Annotated in this window: 15 protein-coding genes; 10 read left to right on the top strand and 5 right to left on the bottom strand. The window is 68.7% G+C overall.

Going from position 1 to position 17,163, the window contains the following annotated elements; all coding sequences use genetic code 11:
* Positions 1-584 (top strand): transposase (locus AOM45_RS48650; RefSeq protein WP_174517985.1); only part of this gene is annotated, 584 nt, incomplete at its 5' end.
* Between the two features lie 229 nt (positions 585-813).
* On the opposite strand, the gene AOM45_RS48645 is transcribed toward AOM45_RS48650, so the two are convergent.
* Positions 814-2,106 (bottom strand): UDP-glucose dehydrogenase family protein, encoded by a 1,293-nt coding sequence (locus AOM45_RS48645; RefSeq protein WP_030474210.1) that lies wholly within the window; start codon positions 2,104-2,106, stop codon positions 814-816.
* On the bottom strand, positions 2,106-3,437 hold the full coding sequence (locus AOM45_RS48640) for a glycosyltransferase family 4 protein (protein WP_051784866.1): 1,332 nt from the start codon (positions 3,435-3,437) through the stop codon (positions 2,106-2,108). The genes AOM45_RS48645 and AOM45_RS48640 overlap by 1 nt, the downstream gene beginning before the upstream one ends.
* Positions 3,438-3,713: 276 nt before the next feature.
* Between AOM45_RS48640 and AOM45_RS48635 the strand changes: the two genes are divergently transcribed.
* Genes AOM45_RS48635 through AOM45_RS48625 form a run of 3 tightly spaced genes read left to right on the top strand, consistent with a single transcriptional unit; the run spans position 3,714 to position 8,772 of the window.
* Complete coding sequence (locus AOM45_RS48635; RefSeq protein WP_030474208.1) at positions 3,714-5,714, top strand: glycosyltransferase; 2,001 nt, start codon at positions 3,714-3,716, stop codon at positions 5,712-5,714.
* A gap of 2 nt (positions 5,715-5,716) precedes the next feature.
* On the top strand, positions 5,717-7,540 hold the full coding sequence (gene asnB / locus AOM45_RS48630) for an asparagine synthase (glutamine-hydrolyzing) (protein WP_030474207.1): 1,824 nt from the start codon (positions 5,717-5,719) through the stop codon (positions 7,538-7,540).
* 5 nt (positions 7,541-7,545) lie between these two features.
* Complete coding sequence (locus AOM45_RS48625) at positions 7,546-8,772, top strand: MFS transporter (protein ID WP_030474206.1); 1,227 nt, start codon at positions 7,546-7,548, stop codon at positions 8,770-8,772.
* Here the strand turns inward: AOM45_RS48625 and AOM45_RS48620 are convergent.
* A complete protein-coding gene (locus tag AOM45_RS48620; RefSeq protein WP_030474205.1) occupies positions 8,744-9,586 on the bottom strand; it encodes a glycosyltransferase in 843 nt (280 codons plus the stop codon). The genes AOM45_RS48625 and AOM45_RS48620 overlap by 29 nt on opposite strands.
* 109 nt (positions 9,587-9,695) lie before the next feature.
* Between AOM45_RS48620 and AOM45_RS48615 the strand changes: the two genes are divergently transcribed.
* From AOM45_RS48615 to AOM45_RS48600, 4 genes are read left to right on the top strand one after another with little or no spacing between them, the layout of a single operon-like run.
* Positions 9,696-10,721 (top strand): glycosyltransferase, encoded by a 1,026-nt coding sequence (locus tag AOM45_RS48615; protein ID WP_236704118.1) that lies wholly within the window; start codon positions 9,696-9,698, stop codon positions 10,719-10,721.
* Entirely contained in the window at positions 10,718-10,960 is a 243-nt protein-coding gene (locus tag AOM45_RS48610; RefSeq protein WP_169792657.1) for a hypothetical protein, read from the top strand. The genes AOM45_RS48615 and AOM45_RS48610 overlap by 4 nt, the downstream gene beginning before the upstream one ends.
* Positions 10,957-12,477, top strand: coding sequence for a lipopolysaccharide biosynthesis protein (locus AOM45_RS48605; RefSeq protein WP_236704117.1), 1,521 nt, complete (start codon positions 10,957-10,959; stop codon positions 12,475-12,477). The genes AOM45_RS48610 and AOM45_RS48605 overlap by 4 nt, the downstream gene beginning before the upstream one ends.
* Positions 12,474-13,667 carry a rhamnosyltransferase WsaF family glycosyltransferase gene (locus AOM45_RS48600; RefSeq protein ID WP_030474201.1) on the top strand — a complete coding sequence of 398 codons (1,194 nt, stop codon included), beginning with the start codon at positions 12,474-12,476 and terminating at the stop codon, positions 13,665-13,667. Before AOM45_RS48605 ends, AOM45_RS48600 begins: the two co-directional genes overlap by 4 nt.
* Before the next feature lie 16 nt (positions 13,668-13,683).
* On the opposite strand, the gene AOM45_RS48595 is transcribed toward AOM45_RS48600, so the two are convergent.
* Positions 13,684-14,652, bottom strand: coding sequence for a TolB-like translocation protein (locus AOM45_RS48595; protein ID WP_030474200.1), 969 nt, complete (start codon positions 14,650-14,652; stop codon positions 13,684-13,686).
* A 137-nt stretch (positions 14,653-14,789) separates the two neighbouring features.
* Here AOM45_RS48595 and AOM45_RS51620 point away from each other — a divergent pair, with 137 nt between their 5' ends.
* Positions 14,790-15,662, top strand: coding sequence for a YveK family protein (locus tag AOM45_RS51620; protein WP_156094495.1), 873 nt, complete (start codon positions 14,790-14,792; stop codon positions 15,660-15,662).
* The gene (locus AOM45_RS51615) at positions 15,641-16,981 is read left to right on the top strand and encodes an O-antigen ligase family protein (RefSeq protein WP_051784865.1); all 1,341 of its coding nucleotides are present in this window, start codon (positions 15,641-15,643) and stop codon (positions 16,979-16,981) included. Before AOM45_RS51620 ends, AOM45_RS51615 begins: the two co-directional genes overlap by 22 nt.
* Here AOM45_RS51615 and AOM45_RS50400 read toward each other — a convergent pair.
* Complete coding sequence (locus AOM45_RS50400) at positions 16,934-17,116, bottom strand: DUF397 domain-containing protein (protein ID WP_030474197.1); 183 nt, start codon at positions 17,114-17,116, stop codon at positions 16,934-16,936. The genes AOM45_RS51615 and AOM45_RS50400 overlap by 48 nt on opposite strands.
* Positions 17,117-17,163 lie beyond the last annotated feature (47 nt).

Genomic DNA, 17,163 nt, shown 5'->3' with positions numbered 1-17,163 from the left:
CCGCCCGTATCGCCGCACTCCCGGCAGGATCGGTCGTGCTGGCCGAGGACGAGACCCACCTCGACCTGCTGCCACGAGTCCGGTCCTGCTGGATGCCCACCGGCCTGCGCCACCAGATCCTCACTCCCGGCAGCAACATCCGCCGCACCCTGCACGGCGCGATCAACCTCGCCACCGGAACCTGGCACCACCACGTCTCCGTGAAGAACGTCTCGGTCGTGTTCTGCTACTTCCTGCAGACCCTGCTCGACGCCTACCCCGACGCACCCGTAGTCGCCGTCATCTGCGACAACGGTGGCACCCACCACAGTGGAATCACCCGCCGCTGGCTGACCGAACACCCACGCCTGATGCTGATCGAAGGCGCGAAATACAGCCCGCAGGACAACCCCGTCGAACGCATCTGGGCCGGCCTCAAACACCACATCGCCAACACCGCACCCGCCACGATGGCCGGCCGCGTCCGCCAAGCACACGCCTACTTCCGCGGCCGCACCACCGAACAGAACCTGACCACCGCCGCACCCTGGACCAGCCCCTGGCTACCCGAAGGTTTCGGACAAGACTTATGGCCAGGTGCTTAGAGGGGCAACATGGAGAGCAGGCCGTGCGCGAGTTCGCTCGCCTGAGCGAGCAGGCCGCTCGCCTGGTGCACGAGACCGTTGACCAAGTCCATGAGTCCAGCCACGGTGGGACCTCCCGACGAACCCCGGCGGGCTGGTCCCGCCGGGTGTTGCCGGGAATCAAAGCGCTAGCACACGAACGCCGCTCGCCCTGTCACACCATTGAGCTAATTGGACTGTCCCAAATGGACTATCGACCCAGCGACGTGCAGGTGAAGCCAGCGCGGCGAATGACGTCCGGGTCCAGGATGTTGCGGGTGTCGACGACCACCGGCTGCCGCACGGTTTCCGCGAGGCGTGCCCAGTCCAGGGAGCGGAAGTCCGGCCACTCGGTCAGCACGACCAGCGCGTCGACGTCCTTGGCCGCCTGGTACGGATCGTCCACAACGGACACCGAACCGAGATCCGTGCCACCGGTCAGCGCGGGGTCGTAACCGACGAGCTCGGCGCCGGCCTGCTTCAACAGAGCCGCCACCGCCAACGCCGGCGAGTCGCGCAGGTCGTCCGTGCCCGCCTTGAACGTGAGGCCCAGCAGGCCGAGGCGCACGTGGGACAGCGACCCGCCGCGCTTGCCGGTGACCGCGAGCCTGATCTTCTCGACCATCCGCAGGCGCTGGCGCTCGTTCGTGTCGATCGTGGCGCGCAGCAGCCGGAACTCGAAGTCGGCGGCGTCGGCGACCTGGAGCAGCGCGTGCGTGTCCTTGGGCAGGCACGAACCACCCCAGCCGGGGCCGGGGTTCAGGAACGCCTGACCGATGCGCTTGTCGTAGCCCATGCCCTCGGTGACGTCGGTGATGTTCGCGCCGAGCCGCTCGCACAGCTCCGCCACCGCGTTGACGTACGAGAGCTTCATCGCGAGGAAGCAGTTCGCCGCGTACTTGACCATCTCGGCCGACGCGGCGTCGGTCAGGACCGTCGGCGCGCCCAGACGGGCGTACAGGGCGGCCACGCGCTCGGCAGCGTCCTGCTGGTCGCAGCCGACGACGATCCGGTCGGGGTTCAGGAAGTCGTGCACTGCCGAGCCTTCGCGGAGGAACTCGGGGTTCGACACGACGGCGACGTCGTCCCGGCGCAGCAGCTCGGCCGTGCGGATCGACGTGCCCACCGGCACTGTCGACTTGTTCACGATCACACAGCCGGACGGCAGCAGGTCGCGCGTTTCGTCCACAACGGACTCGACGGCCTGGAGGTCCGCGATGCCGCCGACGCCCATCGGGGTCGGCACGCAGAGGAACACGACCTCGGCGTCGGCCACGGCGGCCGAGGCGCCGAGCACGAACGACAGGCGGCCGGACGCGAGGCCCTCGGACACCAGCTCGGCGAGCCGGGGTTCGAGGATGTCGACCTCGCCGCGCGAGAGCCGTTCGACCTTCGAGGCGTCGACATCCGCGCACACGACGCGGTGGCCGAGGGAGGCGAGGCAGGCGCCCGTGGTCAGACCGACGTACCCGGTGCCGACGACCGCGATCCTTCTGACGAACATCATTCTCCCGTTCGGTTCACGGCGAACGCGCGGAGCGCGGCGTCGTCGCTCACGTCGATCATCTTGTTGCCCCACTGGTCGGTGCCCGCCGTCAGCGAGGGCCTGCCGTCGGGGAACGGGCCGCGCGAGACGAAGCCGGTGAGCCCGTCGAACACCGCCACGTAGTTCTCGGCCTGCGGGCGCCAGTCGAGCTCCGCCTCGCAGCGGCGACGGCCCTCGAAGCCGAGCCGGCTGCGGCGTTCCGCGTCGTCGAGCAGGTCGAGCAGCGACGTGGTGAACGCCTCGACGTCACCCGGCTCGACGTAGACGGCGCAGTCGCCGGCCGACACCACGGTCTCCGTCAGCCGGTACGAGACGACCGGCAGCGCGTAGGCCATGTACTCCATGGTCTTGTTCATAGTGGACACGTCGTTCAAAGGCGACAACGGGTCCGGGCCCAGTCCGACGGACGAAGTCGACAGGTAACGGCTGATCTGTTCGGGCCCAACACGTCCGGTGAACTCGACGTACGGATCGAGTCCCCACGCCGTGGCCTGCTTCTTCAGGTCTTCGAGGCAGTCGCCGAAGCCGAGCAGCGCGAACCGGACGTCGGTGCGGCCGCGGTCGAAAACAACTCTCCGTGCGACTTCCAGGACGCCGTCGACGCCGTCCTGCGGCCCCATGATTCCCAGATACGCCACCAAGTGTTTGCCGCCGCGTCGCAACTCGTCCACGCCCTCGACAGGCCGCATCACGGTCGTGTCCGGACCGGAGCGCACGACGGTGGTGTGCTCGGGCGGCACGGAGCCGCGCGTCCACGCGATCTTCTGGTACGAGGTGTTGGTCGACGTCACCCGGTTGGCCGTCCGGAACGTCCGGCGCTCCAGCCACTTGAGGATGCGGTACTGGAGCTTGCCCGCCACGCCCTTCGGCTCACCGAAGCGGGACAGGAAGACCTCGGGGTTGAGGTCGTGGTGGTCGAAGACGAACTTGACCCCGCCGAGCCGCCACAGCAGGGCGAGCGCCCAGTAGGTGTCCGGCGGGTTGCACGCCTGCATGACGTCGAACCGCCTGCGGGCGCGGACCTTCACGCTCAGCAACGCCGTGCGCACCCAGCAGTACAGGAACTCCCACGCGTAGCCCAGCGCGCCTTCCGCCTGGGGCGGCGGAGCGTACTTGTACAGGTGCACTCCGTCGAGGAGTTGGTAAGCGGGATCACCCGGTCCCTTGGGGCAGATCACCGAAACCTCGTACCCGGCGGCGGTGAGGGCTCGGCATTCCAGCCACACCCGGCGGTCCAGCGGCACGGGGAGGTTCTGCACGATGATCAACACGTGCGGCGATGACGTCACGCCTTATTCTCGTCCGCGAGGGCAAAACGGTTACAGATTCCCTCGATCAGGCGCCGTGACCGCTGGTCTTCGCCCCGTGTTTCGGTGGCCAGACGGACGCCTCGCGGCACCGGCCCCACGCCCCCATATGCCCGATATGAGGGCGCGGGGCCGGTGCCGCGAGGCGTCCTGCTGGGTGCCGAAAGACGCGGTGAAGGTCAGCGGTCACGGCGCCAGGTAACGAGAGTTCCAAATCGCTCGATGTAGCGGGCACAAGCCCGAGTGCGAGGAGCGGTTGTGGAGCGGTCACCTGTCGCGGTGGTCATCGTCACGTACCAGAGCGAACAGGTCATCGCGGGATGCCTGGACTCGCTGCCGGAAGGCACGAAGGTCGTGGTCGTCGACAACGCTTCCACCGACGGCACTGTGGCGGCCGCCACTCGTCCCGGCGTCCAGATCGTGCGCAACCCCGTCAACGCGGGATTCGCGGCAGGCGTGAACCTGGGCATCAAGGCAGCAGAGGGTTACGACGTTCTCGTGCTCAACGCGGACATCCGGTTGCACCCCGGAGCGCTCGAGACGCTCCGTGCCGCCGACAGGCCGATCGTCGTGCCCCGTCTGGTCGACGAGAGCGGCGCGCTGTCCCACTCGCTGCGCCGCAAGCCGAGCGCTCTCAAAGCCTTCGCGGAAGCCCTCATCGGCGGTGGCCGTGCCGGACGGATCGGGCTCGGCGAGACCGTCACCGACGACAAGGCCTACCAGGGTGCGCACGCCGCGGACTGGGCGACGGGCTGCGCGTGGCTGATCAAAAGGGAAGTCATCGAGCAGCACGGCCTTTTGGACGAACGGTATTTCCTCTATTCGGAGGAAACCGACTACATGTTGCGCGCCGGCGGCGTCTGGTTCGAGCCGCGCGCGACGGTCACGCACATCGGTGGCGAGGTGTCGACGAACGCGTGGCTGTGGTCGATGCTCACCGCGAACAAGGTCCGGCTGCACCGCGAGCGGCACGGGCGGTTCGCCGCGTTCTTCATGTGGCTCGCGATGGTGGTGAACGAGGGGCTGCGGGCGCGGTCGCCGAAGCACCGCACGGCGTTGAAGGGGCTTTTCGGGATGCGGCGCTGGCCGGAGGAAGTGGCCTCGGAGGGACCTGCCTACCTGTGCTTCAGCGCGCAGGACTGGTGGTACCACAACCGGGCGCACTCGGACTTCCAACTGCTGCGCCGGGTCGCGAAGCACCGCAAGGTGTTGCTGGTCAACAGCATCGGCCTGCGGATGCCCTCACCCGGCAAGAGCACCCAGTTCCTGCGCCGGATCCTGCGCAAGGCCAAGAGCGTCGCGATGCTGGTGCGTCAGCCGATCCCGGAGACGCCGAACTTCTACGTGATGACGCCCGCTCCCCTGCCGTTCTACGGCAAGCCGTGGCTGCGCAAGCTGAACTCCGTCCTGGTGCGCACGCAGGTTCGCGCGGTGTGCTTCTTCCTGCGGATGGGCACCCCGGTCGTCGTGGCCACGATTCCCACGGCGTGGGACGTCGTGAAGCCCATGCGGCACAAGGGCCTGATCTTCAACCGGTCGGACCGGCACTCGGCGTTCCCCGAGGCCGACCAGGGCACCATCGCCGCGCTGGAGAACCAGCTGCTGTCCAATTCGGACACCGTGCTCTACGTCAGCCGCGCCCTCCAGGACGAGGAGTCCGCGCTGACCGGTGAGCGCGCGCACTTCCTCGACCACGGCGTGGACGTCGACCACTTCACGCGCCGCGACGAGCTGCCCGCGGACATCGCGTCGATTCCGGGGCCGCGCATCGGGTTCTTCGGCAGCCTCGACGACTACCTCGTCGACTTCGACCTGATCGAGAAGGTCGCGCAGGAGTTCCCCGAGGCGTCCGTGGTGCTGATCGGTGACGCCACCTGCTCGATGGAGCGCTACGCCAAGTACCCCAACGTGCACTGGCTCGACTTCCGCACGTACGAGCAGATCCCCGGCTACGGCTCGGGTTTCGACGTGGCACTGATGCCGTGGCTCGACAACGACTGGATCAAGCACGCGAACCCGATCAAGATGAAGGAGTACCTGGCCCTCGGCCTGGCCGTGGTGTCCACGGACTTCCCCGAGGTCGAGCGCTACTCCGACGTCATCCGGATCGCGTCCGGCGAGGCCGAGTTCATCGACCAGATCCGGCTGACCCTCAAGGACGGCGGCCTGAAGACGCCGGCCGAGCGGCGTGCGGCCGTGCTGACCGCGTCGTGGGACTCCCGTGCCCGTGAGCTGATGCAGATCGCGGAGGACCGCTGACCATGTGTGGCATCGCAGGCGTCAGAAGGTTCGACGGCACTCCCGTCTCCGCCGAGCTGCTCGCGGAGATGGCGAAGCGGCTGCACCACCGCGGCCCGGACGACAGCGGCTTCTGGGCCGACGGCTCGATCGGCTTCGCCCACACCAGGCTCTCGATCATCGACCTGGCCGGCTCGCCTCAGCCGATGGCGGGCGCGTCGGGCACCACGACGATCGCGTTCAACGGCGAGATCCTGAACTACAAGCAGCTCCGGACCGCGCTCGCGTACCCGTTCAAGACCAGCGGCGACACCGAGGTCCTGCTGGCGATCTACGAACAGCACGGCGCCGCGGGCGTGTCGAAGCTGCGTGGCCAGTTCGCGTACGCGATCCACGACGCCAAGTCCGGCGAGACGCACCTGTTCCGCGACCGGCTGGGCATCCTGCCGCTGTACTACTACGCGGACGCGCGGATGTTCGCGTTCGCGTCCGAGATCAAGGCGCTGCTGCCCGCGATCGGCTCGGCCGAGGTCGACACCGAGTCGCTGCACGACTACCTGGCGCACCGGTCGGTGCCCGCGCCGCACACGCTCGTGCGGGGCGTGCGGAAGGTGCCGCAGGGGCACCACCTGGTCGTCTCCGCGGACGGTTCGGTGCGCACCGAGCCGTACTGGGAGCTGCCGCGCGAGTCGGAGATCCGGCAGGTCACGCCGGAGGAAGCCGTCCGTCTGGTCGACGAGGCGCTGACGGCGTCGGTGCGGGACGCGTTGGTCGCGGACGTGCCCGTCGGCGCGTACCTGTCCGGCGGCGTGGACTCCTCGCTGATCACCGCTCTGGTGGCGCGCGAACGGGGTGATGCCGAGCTGCACACGTTCTCCGCCGGCTTCGGCGACCCGCGCGTCGACGAGCTGCACTGGGCCGAGAAGGTCGCCGGGATCGTCGGCAGCAGGCACCACAACGTGATCGTGACGGCCGACGACTTCCGCGACAGCTGGGCGAAGCTGTCCTGGCACCGGGACGCGCCGCTGTCCGAGCCCGCCGACGTGGCCGTGTTCCGGCTCGCCGAGCTCGCGCGCAGGGACGTGAAGGTCGTGCTGTCCGGCGAGGGCAGCGACGAGCTCTTCGGCGGCTACCCGAAGTACCGCTTCGCCCAGGCCACCCGCCTCGCCGGGATGCTGCCGTCGTTCGCGTTGCGGCGCCTGGAGAAGGCGCTCCCCGCCTCGAAGGCCCGGCTGGGCATCGCGTTGCGGGCGATCGCCGAACCCTCGTACGCCGAACGGATGCGCGGCTGGTTCGCGCCGTTCACCGTGGCCGAGCGGGCCGCTTTGCTGGGCGGGCCCGCGACCCGTTCGGTGCTGGAGCCGTACGTCAACGGCCGCGGCGATGCGTTGCGCCGCATGCTCTACGCCGACTCGCACACCTGGCTCGCGGACAACCTGCTGGAACGCGGCGACCGCATGTCGATGGCCGCGTCGCTGGAGCTGCGGCCGCCGTTCCTCGACCACCGGGTCGCCGAACTCGCGTTCTCGTTGCCCAGCAACGTGAAGGTGCGCGGCGGCACGACCAAGTGGGTCGTCAAGGAGGTCGCGCGCCAGCACCTCCCGGCCGACGTCGTGGACCGCCCGAAGTCGGGCTTCAAGGTGCCGCTGGACGCCTGGTTCCGCGACGGCCTGCGTGACATGGCATACGACCTGCTGACCGGGCCCACGTCGTTCGTGGGCAAGACCTTCGACCGGGCGGCGGTCCGCACGCTGCTCGACGACCACGACTCCGGTGACCGCAACGAGCAGCCGCGCATCTGGACGCTGCTGTCGCTCGAGGTGTGGCACCAGACCCTCACCTGGTAGGCCACATGTACGTCGCCTCGTCCCGGCCCGCCAAGACCGACTTCCGCAAACGGTTGCCGGGCACCGTGTTCGCGCTCGGCACGGTCAGCCTGCTCACCGACATCTCGGCAGAGATGATCACCGCGTTCCTGCCCGTGTACCTGCTCTTCACGTTGCAGCTGGGCTACGCGCAGTTCGGCCTGCTGGACGGCATCTACACGGGCGCCACGGCGGTGCTGCGGCTGGTCGGCGGTGCCGTGTCCGACAAGTTCCGCAGGCCCAAGGCCGTCGCGGCGGCCGGGTACGGGTTGTCGGCCGCCACCAAGGTGTTCTTCCCGCTGGTCGGCGCTTCCCCGTTCGGCATCGGCGCGCTGATGGCCGCCGACCGCGCCGGCAAGGGCATCCGGACCGCGCCGCGCGACGCGATGATCTCGCTCGCCACGCCGGAGGACCGGCTGGGCGCGGCGTTCGGCGTGCACCGGAGCATGGACACGTTCGGTGCGCTGCTCGGGCCGCTGGTGACGTTCCTGCTGCTCGCCCAGATCGGCATGGTGCCGGGGCCGATCTTCGCGGTGTCCGCGGCGTTCGCGGTCATCGGCCTGATCGTGCTGGTCTCGTTCGTGCGCGAGAGGCCCTCGGACAAGAAGGTCGAGGGGCCACGGCCGTCGTTCAAGGCGGGACTCGGGCTGCTCACCGACCGGCAGTTCCGCCGGACCACCATCTCCGCCGGCCTGCTGGGGCTCGCGACGATCTCGGACGCGTTCGTCTACGTGCTGGTGCAGAAGGCCACGAACATCTCGCTCGGCTTCCTGCCCCTGCTTCCGCTCGGCACGGCGGTCGTCTTCCTCGCGGCCGCCGCGCCGCTCGGGAAGCTGTCGGACCGGATGGGCCGCTGGCGGATGTTCCTCGTCGGCCACGGACTGCTGCTGGGCGTGTACGCGCTGCTGTTCATCCCCGAGGGCGGCAAGGGTGTCGCGATCGCGGCGCTGCTGCTGCACGGGTTGTTCTACGCGGCGACGGACGGTGTGCTGTCGGCCAAGGTGAGCGAGTCGGCGCCGGAGTCGCTCCGGGCGTCAGGGCTGTCGGTGGTGCAAACCGGACAAGCGCTGGGCCGTCTCGTTTCGTCCGTCGCTTTTGGACTGCTTTTGCAGTACTCGAGTCTCGAAACCGGCGTCACGGTGGCGCTGGTAGCACTCACCGTGACGCTGGTCATCAGTTACGGAATCAACCGCGAGCGGCCAGCTTCTGCTTGATGGCCTCGAAGCCGCCCTTGCCCAGGACCTTCATCGCCGCGTTCTTCGCCGCCACGCGTCCGGAGTCGCGCACGAACCGCACCGGCTGAGACACCAGACGGTCCTGCGCCACGGCCCGAACTCCGGGCTCAGCAACGTCGTCGAGCGAGTCGCCGAACGACGCCTTGTACGGCTCGGGAGACACCAACCGGCCGCGTGTGCGGTTCGACACGTTGCCGCCGTGCACGACCTGGAGCCAGCCCGGCGCGCCGCCGAGCTCGACGACCGGGAAGTGCAGGTGCATGTGGTTGTGCCAGTGCGCCCAGCACGTCACCGGCTCGTCCCAGGTCTCGCGGACCGAGACGAACGCGTTGTGCCGGTCCACCCGGTGGTACAGCCCGCCCGGCGACTTGATCAGGCCGTTGACCAGGTAGTACGCCGCCGTGGTGGTGGGGCGCGGAGCCGCGCAGAGACGTTCGACGAAGTCCGTGGCGAGACCGTCGTCGTTGTCGAGGTTCGTGGTGATGAGCTCGTCACCGGTCTCGGAGTACAGCGACCGGATGTCCGACCTCAGCTCCTCCCGCGAGACTTCCGCGCGGAAAACGGGCGTGTACGCGTCACCGTGTTCGGCGATTTTGTCCTTGAGCCAACTCGGTGATTCGGGGTCGAAGTAGATGAGCCACCGCGTCCGTTTGTCCGTCTGGGCGACGACGGATGGCAGGCAATAGCGCTCGAACAGCGCAACGCGCTCGGTCAGCCATCCTTCCTTTGCCCGGACGTAACTTTCGGCGCCCTTCGACGGCAGGTTGAAGCGCGTCAGGATGACGTGGTCCATGACTCCCCTTACTCCGGTCACCACTACATCGTCCGATGGGCCCAAAACGTTGCGGGGCTAACGAAAGCGGGACAGAACCGATAACCAGGTTGTGCCAACGCTTCCCACAGTGGACGTCGTGATCCCCTGTTACAACTACGCCCACTTCCTGCCGGCCTGTGTCCGCAGCGTCCTCGACCAGCCCGGCGTGGACGTGCGGGTGCTTGTGATCGACGACACGTCCTCGGACAACACACCCGAGGTGATGGCCGAGCTGATGGCCGCCGACAAGCGCGTCGAGGGCCGCCGGCACGAGGTGAACAAGGGGCACATCGCCACCTACAACGAGGGCCTGCTGGAGTGGGCGAGCGCCGACTACACGGTGCTGCTGTCCGCGGACGACCTGCTGGCGCCCGGAGCGTTGCAGCGCGCGGCCTCGGTGTTCGAGCAGAACCCGGACGTGGGCATGGTGTACGGCCGAGTCGTGTACTACCACGACCACAACGCGTTGCCTCGCGTGTTCGAGCTGCCGACGACATCACGGGTCTGGCGCGGCGACGAGTGGATCGAGAACCGCTTCCGCAGCAGCCGCAACGTGATCTCCTCACCGGAGGTCGTCGTGCGCACCAAGATCCAGCAGAAGGTGGGCGGCTACCGCGCCGACCTGCCGCACGCGGGCGACCTGGAGATGTGGCTGCGGATCGCGGCCGTGTCCGACATCGGGTACGTCAGCGGCAAGCCCGGCGCGTACTACCGGGTGCACGAGAACTCCATGATGCGCACGACGTTCAAGTCGGTGTTCGCCGACCTGGAGCAGCGGCGGGACGTGTTCGACCTGGTGCTGGCCGAGAACCCCGGGTTGCCGGCGCGGCTGGGGACGTTGGCGCGCAAGGCGATCGCCGGAGATGCGTTGTGGCGTGCTGTTCGGCTGCACGACCGGGACCAGTTGGACGGCACGGAGAAGGAGCTGCTGGACTTCGCCCGGGAGACGTATTCCGCGTTGGAGGAGCTGCCGGAGTACCGGGCGTTGGTGCGGAGGCAGCGGTTCAGCCCTGGGTTCTTGAGCCGGACTCAGTTGTTCTTGGCGCCGCACGCGGTGAAGAGGGCGAAGTTGTGGGTGGGGACGCAGCGCTGGAAGTGGCGGGGCGAGTGGTGACGGCCGGCAGCGGGGTTCGGGGCCAGCAGGGGCACGTGGTGACGGCGGACAGCGGGCTGCGGGAACAGCCGGGGCGCGAGGAGACGGCGGACAGCGGGCTGCGGGAACAGCCGGGGCGCGAGGAGACGGCGGACAGCGGGCTGCGGGAACAGCCGGGGCGCGAGGAGACGGCGGACAGCCGACCGGGGCGACTGGTGACGGCGGGCAGCGGGTCGATGGAAGGGCGGGGCGAGTGGTGACCCCCGGCAACAGCTCGTCCGACACGGCCGGCCAGGTGGCGACCGCGGGCGACCCCGAGGACCGAGTCTCGACCGACACGCCCACTCCGGGCCCTGGGCTCGAAGGCCGCGTCTCCAGCGCCATCCGTTGGAGCGCCATCAACTCCCTCCTCCAACGCCTGGCCGCCGTCGGCATCAGCGTGCTCCTGGCCCGCCTGATCGCCCCCGAGCAGTTCGGCGTCTTCGCGGTCGCCCTGGTAGTGCTCAACATCGTCCTGAGCGTCTCCGAACTCGGTGTCAGCGCGGCCCTCGTCCGCACCAACGACCCGGTCGAGGAGATGGCACCGACCGTCACGACCCTGTCGCTGGCATCGGGCACTCTCCTCGCGCTGATCTGCGTCGTCGGCGCGCCCTGGTTCTCCGGCGCGATGGACGCCCCGGAAGCCACCGGCGTCATCCAGCTCATGTCCGTCGCCCTCGTCATCGCGGGCGCGACGGCGGTGCCGGGCGCGATGATGCAGCGCAACTTCCGCCAGGACCACAAGTTCTACGCCGACACGGCCGCCTTCCTCGCGGGAACGGCGGTCGCCGTCGTGCTGGCGATCATGGGCTTCGGCGCGTGGAGCCTCGCGTGGCAACGGATCGCGCAGAACCTCAGTGCGGCCGTCATCATGTTCTGGCTCACCGAGGACAGGTTCCGGCCGGGCTGGAATCAGAAGCAGGCCAAGGAACTCCTCGCGTTCGGCCTGCCGCTCGCCGGGTCGAGTCTGCTGATCTTCGGCGTGATGAACGTCGACTACATCGTGGCCGGCGCGATGCTCGGCACGGTCCAGCTCGGCTTCTACCTGCTGGCGTTCAACCTCGCGAGCTGGCCGGTGGCGGCGTTCTCCGCGCCGGTCAGAAGCGTGTCGCTGGCCGCGTTCTCGAAGGTTCGGGAAGATCCCGAGCTGTTCCAGAAGTCGTTCGGGCGCGCGCTCGGGCTGCTGGCGCTCGTCACGGTGCCCGCGTGCGTGCTGCTGGCCGCGCTGGCCGAGCCGCTCATCCGGGTCGTCTACGGCGAGCGCTGGGCTCCCGCGGCGGCCGCGCTGGCGTTGCTGGTCCTCCTGGGCGCGGTCAGGGTGGCGCTCGAACTCGGGTACGACTTCCTCGCGTCCGCCGGCAGGTCGCGGGCCATCCTGTGGATCCACCTGGTGTGGCTCGCGGCATTGGTGCCGTTGCTCGCGCTGGGCGCGCACCTCGACGGCATCAGAGGGGTCGCGGCGGCGCACGTGATCGTCGCGGTGCTGGTCATCACGCCCGCGTACCTGGTGGCGTTCAAGCCATACGGCGTCAAGGCGGGCGCTCTGGGTGCGCGGCTGCTCAGGCCGTTCCTCGGGGGCGTGCTGATGGTCGCGGTGGTGCTCGGAATCAGGAACGTGATCGACAGCGAACTCCTGCAGATCCTCGTGGGCGGCGCGTTGTCGTGTCTCGCCTACCTGGCCGTGGTGTTCCCGATGAGACACGAGATCCTTGGCGTGCTGCGGAGGAAGGCGTCATGAGACGGCTCAGGCAGGTCACGAAGATCGTCCGCGAGCAAGGGGCGAAGCAGCTCGGCGTCCGGTTGCTCACGGCGGCTACCCGCCGACTGGGTGCCGAGGGCGAAGAGCTGCCGGTGCGGCTGGAGGACGTGCGCAAGGCCGATGTGGAGAACCACAGACCGGTCGTGATCCCGCCGATCCCGGAAACGGGCAAGCTCACGATCAACTGGGTCACCACTCCCCCGTCCAAGGGGTCCGGTGGGCACACCACGATGTTCCGGCTCATCCGCCACCTCGAGTCGCTCGGCCACGAGTGCCGGCTGTACCTGTACGAGACGTTCGGCAACGCCGTCGCGGACCTCGAACCCGGCATCCGCGAAGCGTTCCCGTTCTTCAAGGGCCCGATCCACGACGTCACGGACGGCATGGCGGACGCGCACGCGGTGTTCGCCACGGCGTGGATCACGGCGTACCCGGCGTTCAACGACCCTTGTGCCGGCAAGAGGTTCTACCTCGTGCAGGACTACGAGCCGTGGTTCTACCCGTCCGGCGGGCTCTACGCGCTGGCGGAGAACACGTACCGGATGGGCATGCACGGCTTCACCGCCGGACGGTTCCTCGCCGACAAGGTCCGCGACGAGCACGGCATGCCCGCCGACCACTTCGACTTCGGCTGTGACGCGGACAGGTACAAGCTCGGCGACGAGAAGCGCGACGGCATCGTCTTCTACGCGCGGCGCAAGGCACCGCGGCGCGCGTTCGAGCTCGGTGTGCTCGCACTGGAGGTTTTCGCCGAGGAGCACCCGGACATCAAGATCCACGTCTACGGCGAGAAGATCGGGCAGCTCGGGCCGCAGTTCCACGACCACGGCCTCGTCACGCCCGACGACCTCAACGCCATCTACAACCGGTGCTTCGCCGGGTTGTCGCTGTCGATGACGAACGTTTCTTTGGTGCCGCACGAGATGCTCGCCGCCGGATGCATCCCGGTGGTGAACGACGCGCACTTCAACCGCGTAGTCCTGGACAACGACCACGTCCGGTACGCGGCACCCACCCCGCACTCGCTGGCACGTGCTTTGTCCGAAGTGGTCACTACGCCGGACTTCGACGCGACCGCACGCGCGGCCGCGTCCAGTGTGGAGGGACGTTCCTGGGATGCGGCAGGACACGAGCTGGAGAAGGTGCTCCGCCGCGAGCTCTCCACGTGACTCGCGACGGCGTTCCTCACGGCACCGGAGAGGGCGAAGTGGCGTCCGGGATCAGGACCTTCGCGGGTTGCGAACCGTCCGCGGGAATGACGTGAACCGCGGGCAGCTTGGCGTCCTTGGGCACCGCGGCGAACGCGAGCTCGGACTCGCCCAGCCACGTCGCCTGGTCGTCGATGCCCGCCGTGCCGGGCAGCCGCTTCTCCTCGTTGGTCGCGAGGTCGAGCACCGCGAGGTCCCACGGACCGAGGCGGCCGATGCGCTTCTTGTACGCGACCTTCGTGCCGTCCGGCGACAGCGACGGGCACTCGGCGTCGCGGCGCACGGACGTGACGGTCTTGGCCGCGAGATCGCCCTTCACGAGCCACGTGAAGCCGCCGCTCGCGAGGGTCGCGTAGAAGGTCCGGTCGTCCGCACCGACGGTCAGGCCCCAGTAGTTGATGTCACGCGCTGTGAGCACGGAACCCTCGACAGTGGCGGTGAAGTGTTCGAGCGACTCGACGGTCTCGCCGGTCCGCACGTCGTAGAAACCCGTCCGGGTGGAGAACCCGCCGGGCACCGAGTACGAGTCGCCCGTGACGAAACTCGTCCACGAGACCACGTTCCCGGACCGGGACACCTTCGCCCTGCTCGGGATGCCGGGCAGCGCCACGGACTTGACCTGCTTGCCGTCCCGGCGGACCTCGGCCGAGTAGGACGGGCCTGGACCGGACAGCCGCAGGCACACGCTCGTGCTCACGGCGGTGAAGAACCGCTGGCAGGCGAGGTCGGTCTGGGTGCGCGCACCGCCCTCGGCGAGCTTCTCGACCCGGTTCTGACCACCGGCGAGATCGACGAACAACAGATCGCCGGTCTGGGCCTGCGACACCTGCTCGGCGGTGCCCGCCGGGGTGTTCGCGTCGTTGGCCGCCGAGACGACGTAAGCCGCTGTCCCGCCCACGACCACGAGAATGGCCGCCACGGTCACGGTCAGTCGTCCTGCACGCATGCTGCCTCCTGGATTCCTTTCCTTCATCGCCGCGTTGCTACCGGCTGTAACAGTTGGCGGCTCACTCCGATTTTCCAGGCAGGCGATACCCTGCGAACATTGGGTTCGCAAGACCGAGCCGCAGAGCGGGGATTTTGATGGACTTCTGGGGAACCGTACGAGTGCTGCGGCGGCGGTGGTACATCGCCCTGCCCGCAGTGCTGCTCACCGGTGTCCTCGCCCTGTACGTCTACATCACCGTGCCCACGCGGTACGAGTCGAGCGGCGTGCTGGTTCTCACCTCCCCCGCGGCCGGTGGCAAGTACTCGGAGAAGACCAAGCCGGAGGACGTGGTCAGGGTCAACCCGCTGTTGCAGTTCGACGGCAGCCTCACGACCACGGCGCAGATCCTCACCCAGGTGCTGGGCGACCCGAAGACGGCGGAAGAGCTGGCGGGCAAGAAGTCCACGGCGACCTACACCGCGAACACCGGCCCGGTCGGCGGCCCGCTGCTGTTCATCTCCACGGAGGCGGACTCGCCCGAGGCGGCGGAGGGTCTGGTCGGCAAGGTGCTCGACAAGACGGTGGCCGAGCTCGCGTCGCAGCAGAAGGCGCTGAACGCCCCCGAGCAGACGTTCATCACGGCGCAGATCCTGGTGAAGCCGACCACCGCGTCGGCCAAGATCGGCGGCAAGGTCCGGTACGTCGGCGCGGCCACCGTCGTGTTGCTGCTGCTCACGATCGCCTCGACGTTCGCCGCCGACTCGATCATGCTGAAGGCCAAACGCCGCAAGGACAAGGAGTCCGGCGCAGGACCGTCCGAGAAGGACACTCCCCCGCCGCCCCCACCCTCCGCCGCTGCACCGGCCCGGCCCGCACCGCAGAGCAACGGCAACGGCGCCCCGCCGCAGCAGCAGCCGATGCCGCAGCGGCCGCCGACGAACCACGGCATCCCGAACGCGCACCAGAAGACGGTCATCATCCAAGCGCCCAAGCCACCGAACCCGGCATGGCCGACCAAGGAAGACTGACCCAGCAGCGTGCCGACGGCGCCACGCTGCTGATCTTCTACATCCTGGCGCTGCTCGTCGTCCCCGCCAGGTTCACGATCGCGTTCGTCCCGATCACGCTGCCGCCTGCGTTGTTCGTGGCGCTGTGCCTCGCGGTGCTGTGGCTGGCCGCGCACCTCGTCGACCACCTGTCGATGGCCAAGGGCCGCAACGCCGTGCGCACCCTGCTCGCGGTCTACGTGATCCTGCACCTGACGACGTACGCCATCGCCACCCGCCGCTACCTTCCCGCCGACGAACTGTCGGTGTCGGACTCGGCGCTGATCCGGATCGTCGCGATGTCCGCGCTCGCCGTGTTCGTGTGCGACGCGGTCCGCAGCGGCGAACGCCTCAGCCGCGTGCTCAGGATCATGGTGGGGTGCCTGACGGTCAGCGCGTTCGTCGGCCTGATCCAGTTCGGCACCGGCATCGACCTCGCCTCGTACATCACGCTGCCGGGCCTGCGCGTGCAGGACAACGGCTACTCGGCGCTGGAGTCCAGGTCGATCTTCTTCCGCCCGGCCGGCACGGTGAACCACCCGATCGAGTTCGGTTTGGTCTGCGTGCTGGGCGTGCCGTTCGCCGCGCACTTCGTCTTCCAGGCGAAGGACCGCGGCGAACCCGTCGGCCGCTGGTGGACCGCGCTGTCGCTGCTGGCCCTGATGGCGATCCTGTCGCTGTCCCGCACGGCCATCATCGGCCTCGTGGTGACGGGCATCGTGCTCGGCGTGCTGCTCCCCCGCCGCCGCGGCCTGCCGCTGCTCGGCGTGGGCGCGGTGTTCCTGGGCGGCGCTTCAGCCGTCGTGCCCGGGCTCTTCGGCACGGTGACGTCGATGTTCTCCAACATCGAGGACGACCCGTCGTTCCAGGGCCGCACCAAGGACTACGACGGCGCGTGGCTGGAGATCGCCAAACACCCGTGGCTCGGCCGCGGCTTCGGCACGTTCCTGCCGTCGAAGTACACGATCCTCGACAACCAGTACCTGCTCACGATGATCGAGAACGGCTACCTGGGCCTGCTGGCGTACGTGCTGCTGTTCCTCGGCGGCATCTACGCGGCGCTGCGAGCCCGGTCGCTGTCGAAGGACCCGAGCGTTCGCGGGATCGCCGTGTGCCTGGTGGGCGCGATGCTGACGTCCGCGCTGGGCGCCGCGACGTTCGACCAGCTCAGCTTCAGCGTGGCGACCGGGATGTCGTTCCTGATGATCGGCGTGTCCGGCGCGTTGCTGCGAATAGCCAGGCAGGAGGCCGAGTCACGGCGAAACGAGCCAACCGACCAGGTTGCGCCAGGCCGGGGCTGAGAACGCGAGCACGTCGCCGCTCGCGTTCTTCGAGTCCCGGACCAGGGCGTTGTGAGCCAGGGAGACCTCCACGCAGTCGCTTTCGGTGTCCTCGGCGCTGTAGGAGCTCTTACGCCAGGTCCGCTCGCCAGTCATGAGGGTCCTCTCGAAGTCCGCTGACGTACTCCGCCAGCTTGTTCTTC

Source organism: Lentzea aerocolonigenes, assembly GCF_000974445.1.
GTDB lineage: Bacteria > Actinomycetota > Actinomycetes > Mycobacteriales > Pseudonocardiaceae > Lentzea > Lentzea aerocolonigenes.
This window is presented reverse-complemented; position numbering and strand designations above follow the sequence as displayed.

Bases quoted from the DNA above. Each gene is read 5' to 3' on its own strand.
- AOM45_RS48645 (WP_030474210.1), bottom strand. From the start codon at position 2,106: ATGTTCGTCAGAAGGATCGCGGTCGTCGGCACCGGGTACGTCGGTCTG.
- asnB (WP_030474207.1), top strand. From the start codon at position 5,717: ATGTGTGGCATCGCAGGCGTCAGAAGGTTCGACGGCACTCCCGTCTCC.
- AOM45_RS48625 (WP_030474206.1), top strand. From the start codon at position 7,546: ATGTACGTCGCCTCGTCCCGGCCCGCCAAGACCGACTTCCGCAAACGG.
- AOM45_RS48620 (WP_030474205.1), bottom strand. From the start codon at position 9,586: ATGGACCACGTCATCCTGACGCGCTTCAACCTGCCGTCGAAGGGCGCC.
- AOM45_RS48600 (WP_030474201.1), top strand. From the start codon at position 12,474: ATGAGACGGCTCAGGCAGGTCACGAAGATCGTCCGCGAGCAAGGGGCG.
- AOM45_RS48595 (WP_030474200.1), bottom strand. From the start codon at position 14,652: ATGCGTGCAGGACGACTGACCGTGACCGTGGCGGCCATTCTCGTGGTC.
- AOM45_RS51620 (WP_156094495.1), top strand. From the start codon at position 14,790: ATGGACTTCTGGGGAACCGTACGAGTGCTGCGGCGGCGGTGGTACATC.
- AOM45_RS51615 (WP_051784865.1), top strand. From the start codon at position 15,641: ATGGCCGACCAAGGAAGACTGACCCAGCAGCGTGCCGACGGCGCCACG.
- AOM45_RS50400 (WP_030474197.1), bottom strand. From the start codon at position 17,116: ATGACTGGCGAGCGGACCTGGCGTAAGAGCTCCTACAGCGCCGAGGAC.